This window comes from Lacibacter sediminis, assembly GCF_014168535.1.
In the GTDB taxonomy this organism is placed as follows: Bacteria; Bacteroidota; Bacteroidia; order Chitinophagales; family Chitinophagaceae; genus Lacibacter; species Lacibacter sediminis.
Map to the genome: position 1 here is coordinate 3,407,418 of NZ_CP060007.1, position 21,611 is coordinate 3,429,028.

Annotated in this window: 17 protein-coding genes; 5 read left to right on the forward strand and 12 right to left on the reverse strand. The window is 40.1% G+C overall.

Features of this window, described 5'->3' with window-relative positions:
- Nucleotides 1-101 precede the first annotated feature (101 nt).
- Nucleotides 102-2,729 (reverse strand): DUF7619 domain-containing protein, encoded by a 2,628-nt coding sequence (locus tag H4075_RS14485; protein ID WP_182801547.1) that lies wholly within the window; start codon nucleotides 2,727-2,729, stop codon nucleotides 102-104.
- 287 nt (nucleotides 2,730-3,016) lie between these two features.
- Nucleotides 3,017-3,583, reverse strand: a complete 567-nt coding sequence (gene efp, locus H4075_RS14490) for an elongation factor P (RefSeq protein WP_182801548.1) — start codon at nucleotides 3,581-3,583, stop codon at nucleotides 3,017-3,019.
- Nucleotides 3,584-3,677: 94 nt separating this feature from the next.
- Here efp and H4075_RS14495 point away from each other — a divergent pair, with 94 nt between their 5' ends.
- Complete coding sequence (locus H4075_RS14495; protein WP_182801549.1) at nucleotides 3,678-4,181, forward strand: redoxin domain-containing protein; 504 nt, start codon at nucleotides 3,678-3,680, stop codon at nucleotides 4,179-4,181.
- Between the two features lie 69 nt (nucleotides 4,182-4,250).
- Here H4075_RS14495 and H4075_RS14500 read toward each other — a convergent pair whose 3' ends face one another.
- From H4075_RS14500 to H4075_RS14510, 3 genes are all read right to left on the reverse strand, one after another.
- Entirely contained in the window at nucleotides 4,251-6,263 is a 2,013-nt protein-coding gene (locus tag H4075_RS14500) for a M56 family metallopeptidase (protein ID WP_182801550.1), read from the reverse strand.
- A 67-nt stretch (nucleotides 6,264-6,330) separates the two neighbouring features.
- The gene (locus tag H4075_RS14505; RefSeq protein WP_182801551.1) at nucleotides 6,331-6,690 is read right to left on the reverse strand and encodes a BlaI/MecI/CopY family transcriptional regulator; all 360 of its coding nucleotides are present in this window, start codon (nucleotides 6,688-6,690) and stop codon (nucleotides 6,331-6,333) included.
- Between the two features lie 133 nt (nucleotides 6,691-6,823).
- On the reverse strand, nucleotides 6,824-7,339 hold the full coding sequence (locus tag H4075_RS14510; protein ID WP_182801552.1) for an SRPBCC family protein: 516 nt from the start codon (nucleotides 7,337-7,339) through the stop codon (nucleotides 6,824-6,826).
- Between the two features lie 116 nt (nucleotides 7,340-7,455).
- On the opposite strand from H4075_RS14510, the gene mdh reads away from it, so the two are divergent.
- Together mdh and H4075_RS14520 are read left to right on the forward strand one after the other, a co-directional pair.
- Complete coding sequence (gene mdh, locus H4075_RS14515; protein ID WP_182801553.1) at nucleotides 7,456-8,385, forward strand: malate dehydrogenase; 930 nt, start codon at nucleotides 7,456-7,458, stop codon at nucleotides 8,383-8,385.
- A 250-nt stretch (nucleotides 8,386-8,635) separates the two neighbouring features.
- The gene (locus H4075_RS14520; RefSeq protein WP_182801554.1) at nucleotides 8,636-9,211 is read left to right on the forward strand and encodes a hypothetical protein; all 576 of its coding nucleotides are present in this window, start codon (nucleotides 8,636-8,638) and stop codon (nucleotides 9,209-9,211) included.
- 34 nt (nucleotides 9,212-9,245) lie between these two features.
- On the opposite strand, the gene H4075_RS14525 is transcribed toward H4075_RS14520, so the two are convergent.
- The 6 genes from H4075_RS14525 to H4075_RS14550 all read right to left on the reverse strand — a co-directional run bounded on the left by H4075_RS14525 (nucleotide 9,246) and on the right by H4075_RS14550 (nucleotide 17,687).
- Nucleotides 9,246-9,875, reverse strand: coding sequence for a response regulator (locus tag H4075_RS14525; protein ID WP_182801555.1), 630 nt, complete (start codon nucleotides 9,873-9,875; stop codon nucleotides 9,246-9,248).
- 45 nt (nucleotides 9,876-9,920) lie between these two features.
- Nucleotides 9,921-12,971, reverse strand: coding sequence for a sensor histidine kinase (locus tag H4075_RS14530; RefSeq protein ID WP_182801556.1), 3,051 nt, complete (start codon nucleotides 12,969-12,971; stop codon nucleotides 9,921-9,923).
- 50 nt (nucleotides 12,972-13,021) lie between these two features.
- Nucleotides 13,022-14,017, reverse strand: coding sequence for a glycosyltransferase family 9 protein (locus H4075_RS14535; RefSeq protein ID WP_182801557.1), 996 nt, complete (start codon nucleotides 14,015-14,017; stop codon nucleotides 13,022-13,024).
- Between the two features lie 78 nt (nucleotides 14,018-14,095).
- Nucleotides 14,096-15,355, reverse strand: a complete 1,260-nt coding sequence (locus tag H4075_RS14540; RefSeq protein ID WP_182801558.1) for an MFS transporter — start codon at nucleotides 15,353-15,355, stop codon at nucleotides 14,096-14,098.
- A gap of 12 nt (nucleotides 15,356-15,367) precedes the next feature.
- Nucleotides 15,368-16,420 carry a DedA family protein gene (locus H4075_RS14545; protein ID WP_255460201.1) on the reverse strand — a complete coding sequence of 351 codons (1,053 nt, stop codon included), beginning with the start codon at nucleotides 16,418-16,420 and terminating at the stop codon, nucleotides 15,368-15,370.
- On the reverse strand, nucleotides 16,389-17,687 hold the full coding sequence (locus H4075_RS14550; RefSeq protein ID WP_182801559.1) for a dicarboxylate/amino acid:cation symporter: 1,299 nt from the start codon (nucleotides 17,685-17,687) through the stop codon (nucleotides 16,389-16,391). The genes H4075_RS14545 and H4075_RS14550 overlap by 32 nt, the downstream gene beginning before the upstream one ends.
- Nucleotides 17,688-17,837: 150 nt before the next feature.
- Here H4075_RS14550 and H4075_RS14555 point away from each other — a divergent pair, with 150 nt between their 5' ends.
- Nucleotides 17,838-19,457 (forward strand): amino acid permease, encoded by a 1,620-nt coding sequence (locus H4075_RS14555; protein ID WP_182801560.1) that lies wholly within the window; start codon nucleotides 17,838-17,840, stop codon nucleotides 19,455-19,457.
- A gap of 95 nt (nucleotides 19,458-19,552) precedes the next feature.
- Nucleotides 19,553-20,275, forward strand: coding sequence for a YebC/PmpR family DNA-binding transcriptional regulator (locus tag H4075_RS14560; protein ID WP_182801561.1), 723 nt, complete (start codon nucleotides 19,553-19,555; stop codon nucleotides 20,273-20,275).
- A 72-nt stretch (nucleotides 20,276-20,347) separates the two neighbouring features.
- Here the strand turns inward: H4075_RS14560 and H4075_RS14565 are convergent, their stop codons facing one another.
- On the reverse strand, nucleotides 20,348-21,595 hold the full coding sequence (locus H4075_RS14565) for a hypothetical protein (RefSeq protein ID WP_182801562.1): 1,248 nt from the start codon (nucleotides 21,593-21,595) through the stop codon (nucleotides 20,348-20,350).
- Between the last annotated feature and the right edge of the window lie 16 nt (nucleotides 21,596-21,611).

Here is a 21,611-nt window from a genome sequence, read left to right on the forward strand (position 1 = left end):
TTTTATGATTTTGGCTAAAAATGAGCCAAAATCACCCAAAAAGAGAGAAAAAACTACAAAAAACGAGCGATTTTAATCTTGTCTACCCTACCTCAAATTGCTTATTGAAGTATGAATTTTGTTGTGAACGAAGTCTTCCCAACCTGCAATTTCACCACATATACTCCCCTCGATAAATCACTGATATCAATACTTTGACTGAATTGATCGACTGCTATCCGTCCCAGATCTGTTTGATGAACCAGTCTTCCGTCCATGTCGGTAATATAGATGATCGCATCTCCTGCCATCCGTTCTTTCTTTGCAATAGTTATCAATCCGTTTGAAGGATTGGGATAGAGGAACAGCTGATTGTCGGGACGGTTAAGATCAACCACCGAAGTAATGACCGTATTCCTGAGAACCGTCAATTCATCATTCGTAATCACCGGCAGGTTGTAATCGAAATAAATATGTGCCCTGTTAAGCACGGTGTCGCCAACTGAAAGATTTGATTTTGGTTTGATGCGGTAAGCGATGAAACCGTGACTAGCCGGTTCGTTTTTATTGCTGTCAACCAACAGAATGTTCGGGAAGCTCCATTCAAGGATATGTGGTTTGATCATGTACAATTGATAAGGATGGCTGGAAGACAGCATTTCAAAACTGCCCCAATCCAGTTTGTTTGTGAGCGTATCCCTGATCATTACGTTGAAAGCTGTATCTGTGCCTGTGTTTTGAAAACGGATGAGGTAAGTGAGATAATCATTACCAGCCAATTGCTCGGGTGTAATGATGCCGCCATGTGTTTCTGTTTTATCGTTGGGGTCGTAAGAACCTTGTACCTGTTGAACTAAGTTAAACTGATTGTCTTCCGGGGTTTCATCAGCAATTATTGGGTATGCAAATGATTTAAATAAAAGTGTATCTGTATTATTGACCGCTGGCGGTGCGGCAATTCTTAAATTCAAATTAATGTACGACGTATCAAAGGGGCTCAAAGAAGTAATATTCCAGATCAATGTATCGCCTACAGTTGTATTTACTACCGGTGATGAAGAAACAAAGTTTACTCTTGGGTTTTTCAAAAACTTCACCTGCGCATTTGAAATGGTTTCTGTTCCTTGGTTCGTGCATATCAATTGATATTGAACAGGGAAACCGGGGCGGGCAATGTTTAAGGGAAGAAGATTGATACTAAGGTCTTTTTTGTTCGGGATGGGTTGAAGGGCAAAGTCAGCAGAATCACTCTCACCAAAAGTCGTGAATTGAACATTCGCTGCCGTAGGAACTATATTATAATATGGCAATGGAGAAGTTACTTTAATATTATAACTACCTGTATCCAGGGGCAAATTAAATCTGCCTTCTGTATCTGTTGTAACTGTAAATAAATTATTCTGTTTTTGAGCTTCAATTTTTATTCCATTTAAAAACGGCTCACCCACATCAAACAGATTGTTTTTATTGTTGTCAACATATACTTTTCCTTTTATAAAGTTAAACTGATCAGCAAAGCTCATTACGGCTTTACTGTACACATTCCAGTCCGGATCGGTTGTTCCAGTATAGTATTCAAACTTGCCTTTATTTCCAATTAAAAAAAGGTCGCTTCTATTGTTACCCTGCACAGCATGATAACCGTAAATCCATCCAGGAATTTTCATGACTCCTTTTGGTTGGAGTGTGCTGTCATATAAAGCAATCCCAGCATTTCCTTGTGGTTGGTAGATAAACCCGCTTTTATCAAAGTATCCGAAATAATTAAACAATACAGCTCCTGAATTATGTTCACGAATAACCATTCCGTTATAATTTAATTCTCTAAACTTTACCGAATCCGTCAAAAACAACCTGTTATCTTTTTCGAAAAAAATACTTTTTCCAACAAAACCTGAATCAAGCAACTTATTCTGAACGATGTTTAGTCCTGTGTCAAGATGAAGCATCCAAAGCCCTCCCTTTGCTCCAGTAGCAGGCAAATCCATATCTTTTGAATCAGAGAATCCGATAGCCACATAACCGTAAGTTGGATGATCCTTTAAGTGCACTAACTTATCGGACCCACTGCCTCCAAAACATTTGGCTTTTATTAATTGACCAGAGGCTGAAAATTTTGCTATAAAAGCATCGTTCATTGCCCTGTATTGCTCGTACAGTTGCTTTCTCAATACAGTATCAACATTAGTTACACTGTCAGGAGTTATTAGTACGCCATGCATTTTGTAAGCAGCCGCAGAAGTGTCTACTGAAAGTCGAATTCCGGCAAAATTATCAGAAGCTGACCAAGTATGACCAGCAATTAAAATATTGCCGTACCTGTCTTCATTTAATGTATAAGCAAAATCCCATCTGTTACCTCCAAAATATTTTTCCCAAACAAGATTGCCATTGGTATCGTATTTACACAAATAAACATCTCCAAAAAAAATATTATCTCCCGAATAAACAGGCTGATCAAAACCAAATTTGATTGTTGGAGTTACTATAAGACATACGATTCCACCATCTTTTGTCTGAATTACTTCAGAAACATCAACAGTATGAGAATACCAATCATCGCCAAACTTTCTCTTCCATTGCAGTTTCCGATTCTTGTCGAATTTATGCAATGTAACAGCCCCTAATCGATCAACCGGAATAACATTTATCAGACCAAAAGCCCCAGCGGGAAAGAGAGTTGATTGATGAAGCCGCTCTACGTCCACATAGGCATGCCTGCCAACCAAAAGCAATTCGTTTTCTCCCATTTCGATTATCTTTCGAATGCTTTCAGAAGGAGGATTATCCCCTCGATAAAACACTGAATCCAAAATCTTCTGCTCCCACTTCACCCCCGAAAACTGGGCATAAGAACATAAACTATTCAGCAAAAAAAACAGTAGAAAAGTGTAAGAAATCAGGTAGCGATTAGCCATTGGGTGATTTTAGGTGTCATAAAAATGCTAAAAAAAGCCAGTAAATGCAAGCGGGAAAATTCCCTGAAATAAAAAACCGCCTATTTTCAGAGGCGGTTCTACTATGCATTGCACAAATACTATTCTTTCACTCTTTCCACATAATCACCTGTTTTGGTGTTGATGCGGATCAGTTCGCCTTCGTTTACAAACAACGGAACCATTACAGTAGCGCCGGTTTCAATGGTGGCCGCCTTCAAGGTACGGGTAGCCGTATCGCCTTTCATACCAGGTTCGCTGTAGGTTACCAGCATTACAATTTTATCAGGCAATTCCACCGTCATCGGCAATTCTGTTTCGGTATTAAGAAGCACAGAAACTTCAGCACCATCTTTCAGAAACTGAGGCGCATCGATCAATGCTTCCTGAACCACGATCTGCTCAAATGTTTCATTGTTCATGAAATTATAGCCCGTATCATCTTTATACAGGAACTGGAAATCTTTGCGTTCAACACGCACGGGATAAATAGTTTCACCACTGTTCCAGGTTATTTCTACTGAGCGGGCATTATCTACGCCTTTCAGCTTTGCCCACACTTTAGCTGCAGCACGGGCCGTCTTGTTTTCGCCAAATTCCACAATCTTGTATAAGCTGCCGTCAACTTTAATAATCATACCACGGCTGATGTCGGAAGTAGTTGCCATAAAAACTCGTTATTTAATTTGAGGCTGCAAATATAAGGCAACTGCCCTTGCCAGCAAATTGAAGATAAATCATCTCTTGACCTATCTTGCAGACATGAAGAATGTCCTCTTTGTATTGAGCTTTTTGTTTGTCTTTCAAGTGTCTGCATCTGCAAACGGCAAAGATTCTATTCCTCTGCACCTCAAGAACCTGAAGCTCCCCGATTTTAAACTGTTACTGCCAGATAGTGTTACAGCTTTTTATACAGAACAGCTATCCGCAAAAAAGATAACCATCCTTATCAGCTTCAGTCCTGAGTGCGACCATTGCAAGCAACAAACCAAAGAGATCATCGAAAACATCAAAGAGTTGAAAGACGCCCAAATTGTAATGGCCACTACCCTGCCGTTTGAGATGATGAAAGCATTTCATGAAGAATACAAGATCGCTTCTTATAAGAATATTATTATGGGAAGGGATGTATTATATTTTTTCCCGAAGTATTTCCTCAATCATTACCTGCCGCTGATTGCTATCTATAATAAGAAAGGAGATTTAGTGCATTATTTTGATGGCGGGGTCTCAACAGCCGAACTTATCCGTTTAAGCAAAGAATAGAAAAGCGAATCACGTTTGAAAATGATTCGCCTCTTTGATAATAAGGTTGAATGATTGCGGGTTAACTGATCAGCATTTTTCTCTTTCTTTCTGCCAAGGGGTTGTAAAAAAATTGAATGTTGTTGTTTTATTTTTTGTCTTGATGATGATCACACCGTTTTTACCTTTTACTCCGTATGCTTTTTCGGCACTCTCTCCCTTTAATACGCTCACACTTTCAATATCGTCCGGCTCAACTTTACTGACTTCATCGTAATTCACTTCCTTACCATCAAGTATATAAAGTACAAGTTCAGGTTTAATTCCGTTCTTAAAGCCAAGACCAAGGTTTGATTTATAGGTTGTATTTGTACTACCAGTTGCGTAACCAACTACAGTTACTTCCTTTAGTGAAGCAGCAGGAGAAGTTGAATTTACCGATCCTGTTACAGGCTTGCCTTCAACGGTTGCAGCTGTTTTTGTTCCATAACCAACAACGGTTACTTCTTTTACAGGCGATACAGGAGAAGTTGCACTTACTTTACCAGGAACACTTACTGCTGCAGGACTTCCTGCTGTTGTTGCAACCGAAACTTTTGTTGGAACTTCTGGTGCAGGTGGTGGTGGCGGTGGAATTTTACCATACTTCTTCTCATACTCTGCTTCTTTCTTTGTCCAGTCGGTGAGTTTTAATGCTTCAACAATGTTCTTCTTTTTATCTTTTACAATTACCACACATTCACCAAGATTATCGGCAATAGTTACATAATATCCTTTTTCATTTAATGCTACAGATTCATGAGCCGGTGCTGCGGGAGCTACAACAACTGTCATAGGAGCTCCAGGTATTGTAGTGGTAACGTGGTATTTCTTTTCAACTGCTTCACGCTGTTCTTTAATTTCAAGATCATATTTTTCAATGGAGCCATCTTTCAAACGTATCTGGATTGTATTTTTTCCATTCTCCTTTTTTACATCAACTGATTCAACATTGTTTGATTTAATTACGACCGGTGGTGCAGGTGGGGGTGGCACAAGTTTATCGATCTTACCATATTTCTTCTCAAAGGCAGCTTTTTCTTTTTCATCGTTCAGGTTATAAGTTTCTGTTGTGCCATTCTTCAAAGTAATGGTGATGGTTTTCTGATCGTTGTTTTTATTGACATTGATATTTTCAATGTCGTTTGCCGGAACAGTATCTCTAAGCAAAGCGTTTTGCTGAGCAACATCGTTACGTTTTTCTTTTTGTTTTACTTCCCTGAAGGCAAGCAAGAGCACTGCCACCAGCGGCAATACAAACAGGAAGCGGATGATCTGCACACGGGCAGATTTGATTTGATTCATCATGATGATTCGGTTTTTAAGTGATGAGAAATTAAAATTCGGTGCAATGCTGTAATTGGTGTTACCCACAACTTTCAGCAACAGGTATTGGTATTGCTTTTTATCAACGCCGTCCTGCAATACTTTTTCATCGGCAATAAATTCAAGATTTTGCCTGATGGCTTTGCGGATGAGCCATGCTGCGGGATGAAACCACAACAGCATACATAACAATTCAGCCAGCATAATATCAATGCTGTGTTTCTGTTTAACGTGCACAAACTCGTGGCGGATGATCTCCTGCAGTTCAGCTTCCGTATGCAACTGACGGTTGATATAAATACCATTGTTAAATGAGAAGGGAACGATCTGTTCATTCACATCAAAGAGTTTTACATCGCCTTCATTCAATAATGTTGCATTTGTTTTGATCCGTTGTAAACTGAACAACTGTATCAATATCCTGATACCCATGATCAACATACCCGTTACAAGTACAGCTATTGAAACAGTCCATTCGTTCCATTCAAAACCCGGACTGTTCAGTTGTAGATTATATACAGGTATAAGTTGTATAAACTGTGCTTCCTCCAGTTCATGCCGAAAAAGGAAATCGGTAATGTTCATGAAAGGTATAGCAAAGCATAGCAAGCTATAACCCACCAGGTACCAGCGGTTCCAGTTATAAAATGTTAACCGACGTAATACCAATTGGTAAAACAGGTACACCACCGTAAGAGCGATGGATACTTTCAGCAGATATTCTATTAATACTGGCATTGCAATTTGATAATTTAGAATTTGAAATTTGAACATCAGCAACTCATCACTGATCATTCATTACTCATCATTTCTTCCCCTCAATCATCTCAACAATTTCTTTCAACTCTTTTGGTGATAGTTTTTTCTGTTCCACAAAAAAGTTCACCAACTCTTTATAAGAGTTTTCGAAATACTCTTTTACAAAACCATTCATGAATTTCTTTTTATACTCTTCTTCCGTAATAGCCGGTTTATATAAATAGGCATTACCAACAAGCCTGCTGGTAAGGTATCCTTTCTTCTCAAGATTTTTAATAGTAGAAGCAAGCGTTGTGTAAGGAATATCAATATCCAGGTTATCGAGGAATGCTTTCACATTTCCTTCGCCATTTCGCCAAACGGCCTGCATGGCTTCCTCTTCCTGTTGTGTGAGTTTCTCGAGCATGTCTACGAATTTTTCGTAAAGCTACGGATTTTTCGTAGCCGCCCAAATTTATTTTCACCTCATTTGTTAACTTATTGACAAAACAAAGGCCGATCAATTTGACCGGCCTATCTTATAAATAAAACACTTATTCTTATTTCTCACACATTTCTTTCAGGTTACGTAACCCGTCTTCAAATTGTGTGTTGAGTTGCTTTGTGATCGATGGCCCCATCAATCGTGCAACCGGAAAAGGAAATGCACCGCTGTTACGCCATACTACTTTTGTTCCTCCATCTACTTCAGTAAAATCCCATGCATCAATTGCCTGCGATTTAAATGGCTTTAGAAATACCAGATCGAAATTGATGGCTTTACTTGGCACTGTTGAACGGACAGTTAAACTCCCCTCACCTACTTTTTTCCCATTCCAGTAATACTTGTGTCCCACATGCATGGGCTCACCTGTAATGGTTGTTTGAGCGTCGGGGTCAGTTTTTGCCCAAGGGTTCCAATCACGGTAATGATGCAGGTCAGCAATCTTGTTATACACTTCTGCTGATGGTCTGCTAATGACCGTTGATTTTTCAACAAGATACTTACCTGGCAATACAGCCGCCACCAGTAAAACAAGAGCAATGATGCCCAGAATAGCATAGAGAATGATCATATTGGGTTGTTTTTGGTTTGTTTAAAGATACTAATTCCTGTTTTGACATTTTGCCGTTCCTCCAATACCTTTGCCCCACTAAAAATTTTTCATTCTTAATTTAAATTGATAGATCCATGAAAGTTACTGTAGTAGGTGCCGGTGCCGTGGGTGCAACCTGTGCTGATAATATTGCCCGTAAAGAATTGTGCTCTGAACTTGTGTTGCTCGATATCAAAGAAGGTGTTGCCGAAGGTAAAGCCCAGGATATGATGCAAACTGCTACTCTGCTTGGTTTTGATACCAAGATCGTGGGCAGCACGAACGATTACAGCAAAACCGCTAACAGTGACGTAGTAGTGATCACTTCAGGTTTACCACGTAAGCCCGGTATGACCCGTGAAGAATTGATTGGTGTAAACGCAGGCATTGTAAAATCTGTTTGCGAAAACATTTTGAAATTTTCTCCAAATGCCATCATCATCATCATCAGTAACCCAATGGATACGATGACGTACCTGGCATTAACTTCAACCGGTTTACCAAAGAACCGCATCATCGGTATGGGTGGCACACTCGATAGCAGCCGCTTTAAATACCAATTGAGTCAGCATTTGGGTTGTTCTCCTTCTGATCTGAATGCAGTGGTTGTTGGTGGACATGGCGACACAACGATGATTCCTTTGATCCGCATGGCTACATGGAATAGTGTTCCTGTAACAAAATTCTTAAGTGCAGAACAGCAAGAGAAGATCATTAAAGACACAATGGTTGGTGGTGCTACACTTACTGCATTGATCGGTACATCTGCATGGTATGCACCAGGTGCTGCGGGAGCCGCATTGGTTGAAAGCATTTTACGTGATGAAAAGAAACTCTTTACCTGCTGCGTAGCGTTGGATGGAGAATACGGACAGAAAGATATTTGCTTAGGCGTTCCTGTTACAATTGGTCGTAACGGTTGGGAAAAAATTCTCGACTTTGAATTGAATGCTGACGAACAAGCTCTCTTTAACAAGAGTGCAGATGCAGTTAGAAATATGAATGATGTGTTGAAGACATTATAATTTATAACATATCTCGGTAAGGATAGAAGTTGAAAGTCCCTAAAGTCTGTAAGTGTTACAGAATTTAGGGACTTTCTTACATAATACTCAGGACTATCTCAATTTAAGGACCCGATGATTTTAACTTCTGCTTTTATTAAGTATATTTATACACCCAATAATTCTGTGAACATTCCTCCCTTTTCCAATCTCTCCTGTAACTGACCTTACACTTATCGATTGCCCTATTGTTGCAACTTAAATTTTGGTTATGAGAACTCCACATGTGTTTTGGTCTACGTTCGTTTTTTTATGTTTGCAAACCGCAGCAGTATTTGCACAGGAGCCGGCGCAACTACACAACCCGAAAATTGATCTTAATATCAGCCCGGGACATAACCCGAGTATCAATCCGCAAAAGAACCCCGGTATCAATCCTAAGATGAACAGTAATATTAATCCGGTTTTGAATAAAGAAATTAACCCGGTAGAAAATAAATCGATCAATCCAAAAGTAAATGCGCTAATCAATCCATTAAAAAATCAACTGCTCAATCCGTTAATGTATAAACATCTCTACCCAAGCAGCGGTTCGTGGAAAGGTTTGTATATCTACAACGAAAAAGATAATCTCATTGGTTACATCACAAGGCCAACAAGAGATGTGTTGATTTGTTTTGACGTTACAGGTGTATGGACCTGTTATTATGTTCTTACTGCACAGGGAACTTACAACCATTTTGACATGGATGGAAACTGGACAGGCGACTACATCTGCTCCGATTCAAATGCAGGATTCAATGTATTTAACAAAGAAGGAGAATGGACAGGGAGACATATTAAATAATGAGCAGGGGAAATAACAACCAAAGCAGGCTCAATTAAACCAGACGTTCTTTAATAGCTTTACTCACAGCTTCTGTGGCAGAATGCACCTGCAGTTTCTCATAAATTTTTTTGATATAAGATCGAATCGTTTCAAATGCATAACCGGTTTCGTCAGCTATCATTTTATAACTATTGCCTTTGCACAAGAGGGAAAGGATAAGTTTTTCTTTTTCGTTAAATTTATAAATATTAGTTGCCGTTGATTGTTGCATTGAGTTCACCACCATTTTGGCAATAGACGGGCTCATAGGTGCACCGCCTTCTAACACTTCTTTTATAGAAGGAATTAATTTCTCTGAAACATTTTTCTTTAAAAGATAACCGGAAGCACCTGCGCAAATGGCATCAAATACATGTGTACTGTCGTCGAAAACAGTAAGCATAATGATCTGCACATCTTTGTTAAATGAGCGTATAATTTTTACCGCTTCAATGCCGCTTCGGCCGGGCATATCAATATCCATTAATATCACATCGGGATTATTCTCTTTCACCTGCTGCTCAGCCTGAATACAATTATCATGGGTAGCGATCACTACAAACTCATCTGTAAGTTGCAGCAATTCCTCAAGCCCCTTGCGTAAACCGCTGTTGTCCTCAAATATGATGATTTTTTTGACCATCTGTTTCACAAGTTAATAAAGTAACAATAGTTCCTCTACCCCAATTCAGGTGTTTGGTAAGAACAATTCAATCGTTGTACCCTTACCCGTTGCAGTATTAACCAGCAACACACCGCCCAGTTCTTTGGCTCGTGACTGCATATTCTGCAATCCATTACCTGTATTCTTCTTAACATCCGCAAATCCCTTACCGTTATCCTTGACTGACAGATGCAATTTATGATCCGGTAACATTGCCAATGTAATTAACAGCTTTTCACAGTTACTGTATTTCACTGCATTGTTCACTGCCTCTTTAAATATGAGAAAAACATTTTTCCGGTAAGCCACATCGAGTTTACGGCTCATCATATTTTCATCAGCTTCAAAAGCCAGTTCAATTGCTCTTGCTTCGCACAACTCTGCTGCATATTCTTTCATGCGAACCAGCATGCTTTCCAGCGAATCGTTTGTTGGATTGATGGCCCACACAATATCACTCATACTCTCCATTGTTTGTTGCGCCGAATCTTTAATACGGGTGAGATAACCTTCAATACTTTTTTGATCATCGCCTTTATTAAGTGCCACTTTACTCAACACGTTAATTGTTGTAAGCGCTGAACCGATATCATCATGCAGGTCTCTTGAAATACGATGTCTTAACCTTTCCACCTCCAGTTTTTTATTTAACTGGTAACGATATATGCCATAAACAATGGCGGCAACTGCTAATAAACACAATAACCTGAACCACCATGTTTGCCAAAAGAACGGATCAACAGTAAATGAAAATACTGCTTCCTTCAATGATGCAGTACCTGCATGACTTTTTGCTCTTAACCTGAAACGATAATTCTTCGGCGGAAGATTTTGATAGTTTAACGAGTTGATGTTTACAGCTTCTTCCCATTTGTTATCATAGCCTTCCAGCATATACTCATACCTGTTCAATGATGGCAATGAAAATTGCAGTGCAGAAAAATTAAATACAATTTGCCTTACAGGCGATGAAAATGAGAGATGATTGTTGTCCTTGAAAATACTGTCGGTATATAATACATCATTTACTTTAAGCGACGATAAGACCAATGGGAATTGTTGCTGAGGCATGCTGCCTTTATTACGTAGAAACAATAACCCTCCCCCAACACCCACGAGTAATTCCTTGCGTTCATGATCATAAGCGGTATAATGCGGAATAATTTCATCACTTGAGAAAGAAGAAAAACTAAACATCTCCTCTCGGGAAAAAGGAGGCAGTACTTTCATTGAATAAGTATTGATGGCGCTGATATGTTTGCCGGACGTGACCCACAATAATGAATCACCATAACTAAGTGCATATATATTATTGCTCACCAACCCGTCTTTCATACTCAGTCTTGTAAAGAATTTGCTTATCGGCTTGCCTTTATTTGAATAGTACAATCCTCCTGTATGTGTTGCAACCCATATTCTGCCGGAAGCATCCTGCTCAATATCATTCACGAGGTTAAGATCAGTATAATCAGGAGCATCACTTGTTTCGCTGTATAATGTAAACTTGTTTGTAAGCAGATCATATTTATAAATACCGTGACTGAATGTGCCTATCCAGACACAATGATTTACAGTATCGGAAAGAAGTGCAGTGCTGGCAACAATACCTTTGAAACGAATTGAATCATTACCTGGTATAATGTATTTCTTAAGCGAAGCATCGTAATAATAAAGCTTCCCATGAAAACTTGAAAACCAGTAATTGCCTCTTTCATCCTGCGCCATATCTCTGAAACTTATTCCAGTTCCCACCGATGGTATGGGAAAAATTTCAAACTTATTTGTTTGCTCATTAAATGAATACACAGCATTTTTCGTGAGCAACCATATTCTTCCTGCACGGTCGGCACAAACATTGTAACACCTGTCGAGCTGTTTGCCTTTATGATCAACTCTGATTTTTTGTATGGTTCCTGTTTCACGACTGATGATAAAGACTGCTGTACTATCTGAACTGCAAACAAAATACCGTTGGCTCCTTTTATCATAATACACGCCACCCATTGGATTATTGCTCACTTGATAAGTAACAGCTAACAAAGGAAGAAAAGATGATTGTTGACTATTGCGATCGAACTTAACAATACCGTTGTTGGAGGCGACCCAGCTGATACCTGTTGCATCATGATAAATTGTTTGTACAGACCCTTCTGCGAGCGAGGAAGATAAATGCGGAATATGTTTTTGCAGAAAAGTATTCTTTGTTCCCGGTTCAATAAATAACATTCCGTTTTCTGTACCAAGCCAGATGTAGTGATCCGCAGGGGTTGAAAAAAATCTTGATGGATAGGGAAGCTCAGCAGGTTGCAGTTGTTTGTACTCATTCAATTGCTCGTCATAACAGAAAAGCTTTTCCTCCGCAGCCGTTAAATATACTTTCCTGTTTTGCTGATCGTATGCAAGATCAATAAAGTCGCCATAGTATCCTGTGCCAATTAACGTATACTTGCCCGACAGTTTATTAAAACTGAATAAACCCAATGTTGTTCCAAGCCAGAATTCATTCTTATTCTTTGCAATAATTTTTATTACTGAACAATAACGATTATAATATTGCGGCAACAAAGTATTTACCACCTTCCGCCATGGGTAATGACGAAGCTTTTGTGTTCTACTGCTGTAAACAGATAAACCACGACCATCAGGTGCCATCCATATTTCATTGTTATCATCAACGTAACAACTCCAAACATTCGGATTGAGAATAAATGTTGATGAGTCTGTTCCCTTTGCATAAAATGTGAACCACTGTTTTGTTACAGGATCGTAACGGTTCAATCCATTTGCAGTAGCCACCCATATCTTTCCATTCTTATCTTCTGCAAGATCATTGATCACTTCGTTTGACAATTCATTCACACGGGGATAAAAAACAGTGAAGTTGTAACCATTGTAGCGGTTAAGTCCGTTACGTGTACCCACCCATAAGTAACCTGTTTTATCTTTTAAGAAACAGGTAACTCTGTTATCAGACAGGCCATCTTTTTCAGTAAGTGTCTCGTAAAACGGTTGTTGCTGCGCCTGTAACGAAAGCACAAGAAAGTAACAGAGAATAAGCAACAGGTATTTACCCATTTGCTAAAAATACAAATCTCTTGTGGAGTATGGTAGTACCCGGCTTATGATCAACGTAATTCCTTTGCCCAGGCTTGAGCCGTAGCTGCAATAGCTTCAACATCCTGCAGCATCATACACTTGAAATGTTTTTTGGGACATTTATCTCTGCCGATCTTTGAACAGGGCCGGCAACTGAGTTTCTCTACTTCAAACTTTGTAGTAAGTACAGGCGCATTACCATAATAAGGAGCAACGCCCAGCAATGGCATGGTATTTCCCCAAACGGCAATCACAGGTTTTTTTAATGCTGCAGCAATATGCATCAACCCCGTATCATGTGAAATAACAAGCTTTGACTTGCGCACAAGATCGGCGCTTTCATTAATAGAAAATTTGCCACTTGCATTATAGATCTTTATGGGGTCGATAACTGCAATCGCATCGCCTGCTGCTTTATCATCGGGACCGCCAAGTAACACAATAGGATGATGCAACGAAGCACAAAGCTTTTGTAATTTTTCAACAGGCAAACGTTTGGTAAAATGAGCAGCGCCAATAACGATCGCTACATAACCAAGCGAATGCGAATGCGGGAGATCGCCTTGCTTTATTTCTTCATCCTTGGGAATAAAATAATCCATTCCCTTTCCATCGTTCTTTACGCCAAATGATTTTACTGTTTCAAAATTCCGATCAACGATATGCACATCGGGCATGAGATTGATCTTGAAATTCGTGAGCAGGAACTTTTGGATATTCAGTTTATTGAAGGAGAACGCTTTTACTTTCAATGTGCGTTTGATACGGAGCGTTCGGAGATTGTGATGCAGATCTATGATGTAATCATATTTCTCCTGCTTCAATTCATGCATTAACAGATCCCAATCGTTGTTGAGATAATAAAATTTATCAACGTAAGGATTCCCGGCTATGACTTTATGAAAACTGAACTTGGTGAGGTAATGCACTTCTGCATCAGGTACCTGTTGTTTTAAACAACGTACAACGGGTGTGGTAAATACAATATCACCAATGGAACTGAAACGAATGATGAGAAATTTCATATTGTAAAGTTCATAGTTAATGGAAAATGGTTCATGGATGCGCCTCTAACTATTAACTATCAACCATGAACTATCAACTTAAGGCAGCATTTCTTCTCCTTCAATATAATTGAGATCCTTATGAAATGTTTCCTGTGTAAAGTAAGCTGCTACTAACGTGATCGCCATCACAATTACACCTGTAGTGATACCGCTTTTCGTTAAGCCCCAGCCCCAGTTTTTCTGAAACAGGTTCAGAAACATTAAATTGATCAAGGGCAATGCACCACGCACCATATTCGGGATAGTTGTTGCAGCTGTCGCACGCAAATTCGTACCAAATTGTTCTGCACCCATCGTTACAAAAATTGCCCAGAAGCCAGTGCTAAAACCAAGCCATGCACAAATGGCATACATGGCGACATCACTATTGTTGATTGGAGAAAAGAATAAGACCAACCCGATAATGGTAAAGCCATAAAAGAGATACAACGCTTTCTTTCTGCTTTTGAAATACTGACTTATCAAACCAATCAGAATATCACCGGTAGCAATTGCAGCATACGCAAACATGATTGCACGGCCACTGTCAATTTTTGAAGCACCATAAAATTCGTTGGCAAAACGGTTACTGAGGTTTACGAGAACACCAATCACATACCAGGTAGGCAAGCCAATTAAAATGGCGAGCATATATTTCCTGAAACGTGTTGCGTCATTAAAAAACATGAGCACATTACCACGGCTCACTTTCGTTTGCTTTAGCTCTTTAAACATACCACTTTCAGCAACACTTACACGAAGCAGTAACAAACCAATTCCTAATCCTCCACCTATTTTATAACATAACCGCCAATCCTGTGTATACTGAAAAGTGAAATAGGCAAACACGGCGCCGAACAAACCTATCCCTGCAACTAGTGATGTACCAACACCTCGTTTATTCTTCGGAAGCAATTCACTTACCAATGTAATACCTGCACCAAGCTCACCAGCTAAACCAAGACCTGCAACAAAACGTGCATAAGCGTATTGGTCTACTGTTTGTACAAAACCTGTAACAAAGTTTGCAATGGAATATAAGACGATGGAACCAAAGAGTACACTTAAACGTCCTTTCTTATCTCCTAATGTGCCCCATAAAATTCCACCGATCAACAACCCTACCATCTGCCAGTTGATGATCTTTGTGCTGGCGGCGATCATTGCAGCCGTATCGGTTTTAGCGATGCCCAGTCCAACAATACTTGGCTCACGCACAATAGTGAACAGCAGGAGATCATAAATATCAACGAAGTAACCCAAAGCTGCCACAACAACAGCCAGAGAAAAAATGGAATGCTCTTTTTGGTTGGTCATAAGCAAGAAATATCAATCGTTCTTTGTCTTCGGCTTCTCCGCTTTTTTACCGAAGAAAAATTTCCAGAATACAGGAGCCGTTGTTACCGCAATGATGATGATCACGATCAACTCCAGTTTATCTTTTAATTCAATGCCGAATTGGTTCTTTACCCATATTTGTAAAAAGTGACCCGCAAAGATCATACTGATCACCCAGGCTACACAACCAATCACATTGTAGAAAGCAAATTTCTTACGATCCATGCCCACAATACCTGCCACAATGGGTGCAAACGTGCGGATGAACGGAAGAAACCTTGCAAACACAATAGCGCCACCACCATGTTTATCATAAAAATCATGCGCCTCGTGCAGGTAACGTTGTTTGAACAGGAAGTTATCTTTCCAGTTATACATCGCAGGGCCAACCTTTCGGCCTGTCCAGTATCCAATTATATTTCCTAAAATCCCGGCCAATGAAATAAGTGCACAGAGAATTAATAATTCAACCCACTCATTGGTTACAGAATCCATACCAATCACTTTCATAAACTCATGCGCAAGATTGCTGCTGTAAATACCTGCAACAAACAATAAACTGTCGCCCGGTAAAAAGAAACCGAACAACAGCCCTGTTTCGGCAAAAATGATAAAGAGGAGCAACCACAATCCGCCATATTTAATATAGAACATGGGATTGAGCAGATCTTTCCAGGTAAATTGTTTATACAAATCAACTGTCATCCCATCTTTGAGATCGGTCACCGCATATTTCTTTGCATCATATTCTTTACCCGCAAACGTAACAGAATCGGTTTCGTTAATGGTAAGTGTAATGGTTCCATCTTTTGTGGTGGTATATTCTACCCCATCAACCGTAAACTTATCGGCTGGTGCTTCGTACTGATTAAACACCCGCACATTCACTTGTTTTTGTGCAGAAAGATTGGCAACTGTAATTGTTGCAATAAATAACATCAATACCTGAATCAAACTTTTATTCATTTTCGATTTATCCTTTTTTATAGTTGTCCTGTTCGTTTGGTTGAGATCAGGCAGTGTGTGAATGATTGTGATGTTCATGATGGCCGTGATCATGATGATGCCCATGTCCATCGTGCAACTCACCTTCCCACTTACTTACTACCGATGTTGCCAACGCATTACCAACAACATTGGTTGCACTGCGGAACATATCGCAGAAATGGTCGATGGGAAGAATCAATGCCACGCCTTCAGGTGGAATATTAAACATGGCGCATGTTGCCAACACCACCACCAATGATGCACGAGGCACACCGGCAATACCTTTACTGGTGAGCATTAATACAAGCAGCATCACAAGCTGTGTTCCAAGATCGAGCTGTATACCATAGGCCTGTGCAATAGCCAAACTTGCAAAGGTCATATACATCATACTGCCATCTAGGTTAAATGAATAACCAAGTGGCAATACAAACGCAACAATTTTATCCTTGCAACCAAAACGTTCCAGTTCTTCTGTGAGTTTTGGAAATACTGCTTCACTGCTGGTTGTGCTGAACGCAATGAGCAATGGACCTCCAATACGGCGTAGCAACAGCTTCATGCGATGTGGGCCGAGAATTAAAAATCCTACACCTATTAACAGAAGCCAAAGAATCGCAATACCTAAAAGGAAGTATAAAAAGTAAATAAGATAAAACTGGAAGATGCCAAGTCCTTTTGCGGCCACTACTGCTGCCAATGCACCAAATACACCAATGGGTGCAAAGTTCATAACATAATTCACCATTTTTAAAATGATATGCGATGCTACATCCAATGCTTTTATCAATGGCTTGGTATAATCACCAATAGCAGCTGCCGCAACACCAAAGAAAATAGAGAAGACAACGATCTGCAAAATCTCATTCGAAGCCATTGCTTCAAACAAACTCTTTGGAATGATATGCTCAACAAAATTCTGAATGGAGAAAGAAGATGTTTTGGTCATCAGGTCTTTTACACCTTCTGTATCAGCCTGGCTAAGATCAATATAAGCACCAGGTTTAAATATATTCACCAGTAACATCCCTAATAATAAAGAAGCAAGTGATGCGGTAATGAACCAAAGCAGGGCTTTACCACCTACCCTGCCCACAGCTTTTAAATCACCTAATTTAGCAATACCCACCACCAATGTACAAAACACCAATGGTGCAATGATCATCTGTACAAGACGAATGAAAATACTGCTGAGCAGTTTGATATTTTTTGAGAAACTCTGTATTGTTTCGGCCGGTGCACTTACATGAACAATATATCCAACCAGGATACCCAAGGCCATTGCCACAAGGATATAAATAGTTAACCGATTTCCCTTACCCATGCTTTTTAATTATGTGCCGCAATATACGGCTTTCGGGTTGCACGTAAGCGCCGCTAAACCGTTAATAAATCTTTTGATGGTTATTTGCAATAAATCTCTATTTTTCCAGCTTATTACTGTTAGTACATTAAAATCTATAACCAATCAAGTATGAGTTTATTTGCAAAGAAACCATTAGATCAAATGCTTGCTCAGGCCGAAGGAAAAGGTCTTAAACGTACCCTGGGAGCAGGTAACCTGGTGGCCTTGGGAATTGGGGCAATTATCGGTGCGGGTCTTTTCGTTAGAACTGCTGCAGCTGCTGGTCAGGCTGCAGGTCCGGCCGTTACACTTTCATTTGTTGTGGCAGCAATAGGCTGTGCGTTTGCCGGTTTATGTTATGCCGAATTTGCTGCAATGATCCCCATTGCCGGTAGTGCTTATGCCTACAGTTACACCACCATGGGTGAATTAATTGCCTGGATCATTGGATGGGCCCTGATCATGGAATATGCTCTTGGTGCCGCCACCGTTTCAATTGCCTGGAGTGAATACCTGAATAATTTATTAGGAGGATCAATACCATATGAATGGTGCCACTCCCCGTTTGAAGCATTACATAAAGTAACCGGTGATGCGGTCAATCAAATTGTTGCTGTTATGCCGGATGCGGTGAAATCAGTGAAAGACGGTGTGCTTGTGCTGAGTGAACGTCAATTTGAAGCATTACCAGCTAACCTGGCACAAACAGTAGACGTTACAAAAGGTATTATGAATGCTCCTGCATTGATCATCTTGTTATTACTCACCCTCTTGTTAATTAAAGGCTCGCAGGAATCAGCTTTTGTAAATATGATTATCGTATTTGTAAAGGTTGCGATCGTTTTATTATTCATTGGATTTGGCTGGCAGTTCATTAAACCCGAAAATCATACGCCTTATATGATCCCTGAAGGAACGTTGGGTCATGAAGGTTTCTTTAAATGGGGATGGGGCGGAGTTTTAGGAGGTGCAGCCATTGTGTTCTTTGCATTTATTGGTTTTGATGCCGTAAGTACTGCGGCACAGGAAGCAAAAAATCCGAAGAGAGATATGCCGATTGGTATTCTTGGGTCGCTGGTAGTATGTACCATCTTATACATCTTATTTGGACATGTGCTTACAGGTGTTGCCAATTACACTGAGTTTAACACAGCCGGTAAAGAAGCCTCTGTTGCATATGCCATTCAAACCTATATGAAAGGTTACGAATGGCTTGGCACCAGTGTTACTGTTGCAATTCTTGCCGGTTTCTCTTCTGTTATTTTGGTGATGTTGATGGGCCAAAGCCGCATTTTCTATACCATGAGTAATGATGGATTGATTCCAAAAGCATTTGGTGAACTGCATCCAAAATACAGAACACCTTACAAGGCAAACTGGATCTTGTTCATTTTTGTAGGTTTGTTTGCAGCTTTCGTTCCGGGTAGTGTTGCAGGCGACTTAACAAGCTTCGGAACATTGTTTGCATTTGTATTGGTAAGTATCGGCGTTTGGATATTGAGAGTAAAATCTCCAAACATTGAACGTCCGTTTAAAGCACCAATAGTACCTGTTGTATCAACGTTGGGTGCTCTTATTTGCACCGGTATGATCGTAGCACTGGATGCACAAACACTGAAAGTAGCGTTTGGATGGATGGCCGTTGGTTTGGTTGTTTACTTCCTTTACAGCCGCCACCACAGCAAGCTCAAGAATTTTAGTGAGATATTACCACACGCTTCTGATTTTGAGAGAAAGGACAAAGAATAATCAATACTTTCTTTTTATAGAAACGTTCCGTCAATTGGCGGAACGTTTTTTGTTTACGGGCATTACCCTAAATTTGCGCCCTAATCAATTTTATAATGGGACGGATTTTTGAAGTTAGAAAGAGTACCATGTTTGCCCGTTGGGATCGCATGGCCAAACAGTTTACCCGTATTGGTAAAGAAATTGTGATTGCTGTTAAAGCTGGTGGCCCTGATCCCGGAACAAATGCCGCTCTGCGTCGTTGCTTTCAAAATGCCCGTAGTGTGGGTATGCCAAAGGATCGTGTGGAAGCTGCCATTAAAAGAGCGCAAGGCAAGGAACTCATTAACTACGATGAAATTTTGTACGAAGGTTATGCACCGCATGGTGTTGCCATTCTCGTTGAAACAGCAACTGATAACCATGTGCGTACAGTGGCGAACGTAAAAAGTCATTTCAATAAAGGGGGCGGTACTTTGGGTAACAGCGGATCAGTAAGTTTCCAGTTTAAAAAGATGGGTGTGTTTAAATTAAAGCCAGAAGGTTTGAATGCAGAAGAAATGGAACTGGAGCTGATCGATTTTGGTTTGGAAGAATTGGGTGAAGGTACCGGTGAAAATGGTGAAGATGTATTAGTCGTTCGTTGTGCATTTGCTGATTTCGGTAACATGCAAAAAGCATTGGAAGATAAAGGCATTTCACCTTTGAGTGCAGAATTGGAATGGATACCCTCCACTACTGTTCCTGTAACAGACGAACAAGCCGAAGACATCAGTAAATTAATTGAACGCCTTGAGCAGGACGATGATGTGCAGAAGGTATTTCACAACATGGGATAAGAAGTTATTGGTGATAATACTCAAAAAACGGCTGAAATAATTTCAGCCGTTTTTTATTGCCCTATCTGCTCTTTAATCACAAGGTGTAATTGCCCGCATCATTGCTCTTGCCTTTTCTGAATATTGTTTACCAGGCTCATTGCGGTATTGTGTATTGATCTGCTGAAACTGCTGCTTGGTTTGCTGTTGCGTTGCAAGTGCATTCTGCAGACAATCGATCTTACGTTGTGTTGACTGGCTTGGATTTCTCGATTGACGTTGTTGCGCACGGCAAAGTTTCAGTTCTGTTTCATAGATCATTTGCTGAATTGCATCATCATAATTCATTAAGTCGACCTGCGCCTGCTGGGTTCGTACATTTTGTGACAAATTTCCTTGCCTGGCCGATTGCATATTTTGCTCTTGTCTGTTCAATGATTCTTTCTGGTAGTTGAGCAGTATTGTTTTCTTAGATTGACATGCAGGCTCCTGTTCCTGCTTTGCTTCTTCTTTTGCAATTTTTTCACGTTGGCGACGGATCGATGCTGTCATTTGTGTATTCTGTTCTTCTTCAAACATCTTAAATGAAGATGGATCGAAACAAATATCCATATCCTGAATGTCTGTTACTTCAGCACTATAATTTGGAGCTGTAACCTGCATGATAATAAACAATCCTTTGTCGGTGTATTGATAACCCACTGCATAACTTCCAAGAAATTTCTTTGGCGTCATCATGATTCTTTCCGGTTCTGTTTTACCGAAGAGCCACCATGTTTCCGGCCTGCCTTCAGCTTTGTAAGCCCATGCTTTTGCTTTGCCGCCAATAAACAGTTTACTCTCTGCTCTTCGTGTAAGGGCAATGGATTCTGCAGAACTGATAAACTGGTATTGATAATTTTCACTGTTGCCGGTGGTTACCCAATGCTCAAGGCGGTCTTTCTTTTTTGCATTGAAATAATTGTATGTGTTGCCTTTTAATCCAATCAATACCAAACCAAAATCAGGGCGATTGATATTAAGATCACAAGGTGGTGCTGCACCACGTTTAATGGGTGTGCTCGCCATCAATCCTTTTTCTGTGTTGATGAATAAACAACCTTCGGCAGCTCCGATGGATGTTTGCGTTTTCAGTTTAAAAATTTTATCGAAACAGATGCGTTCTCTCGGCACAATGGTTACGGCAGTTGCTCTTCCTTCTAAAACAGGTGCCTGCATAATCGAAAGTAAGAATGGACGATGCGGCGAACGGGACCATGATGTATCACGACGGGTGGTATCACGTTGTGATGATGCTGTAAATAAACTACACGAAAAGAAAATAGCCAGTATTAATTTCATACGCTGTTTTTGATGC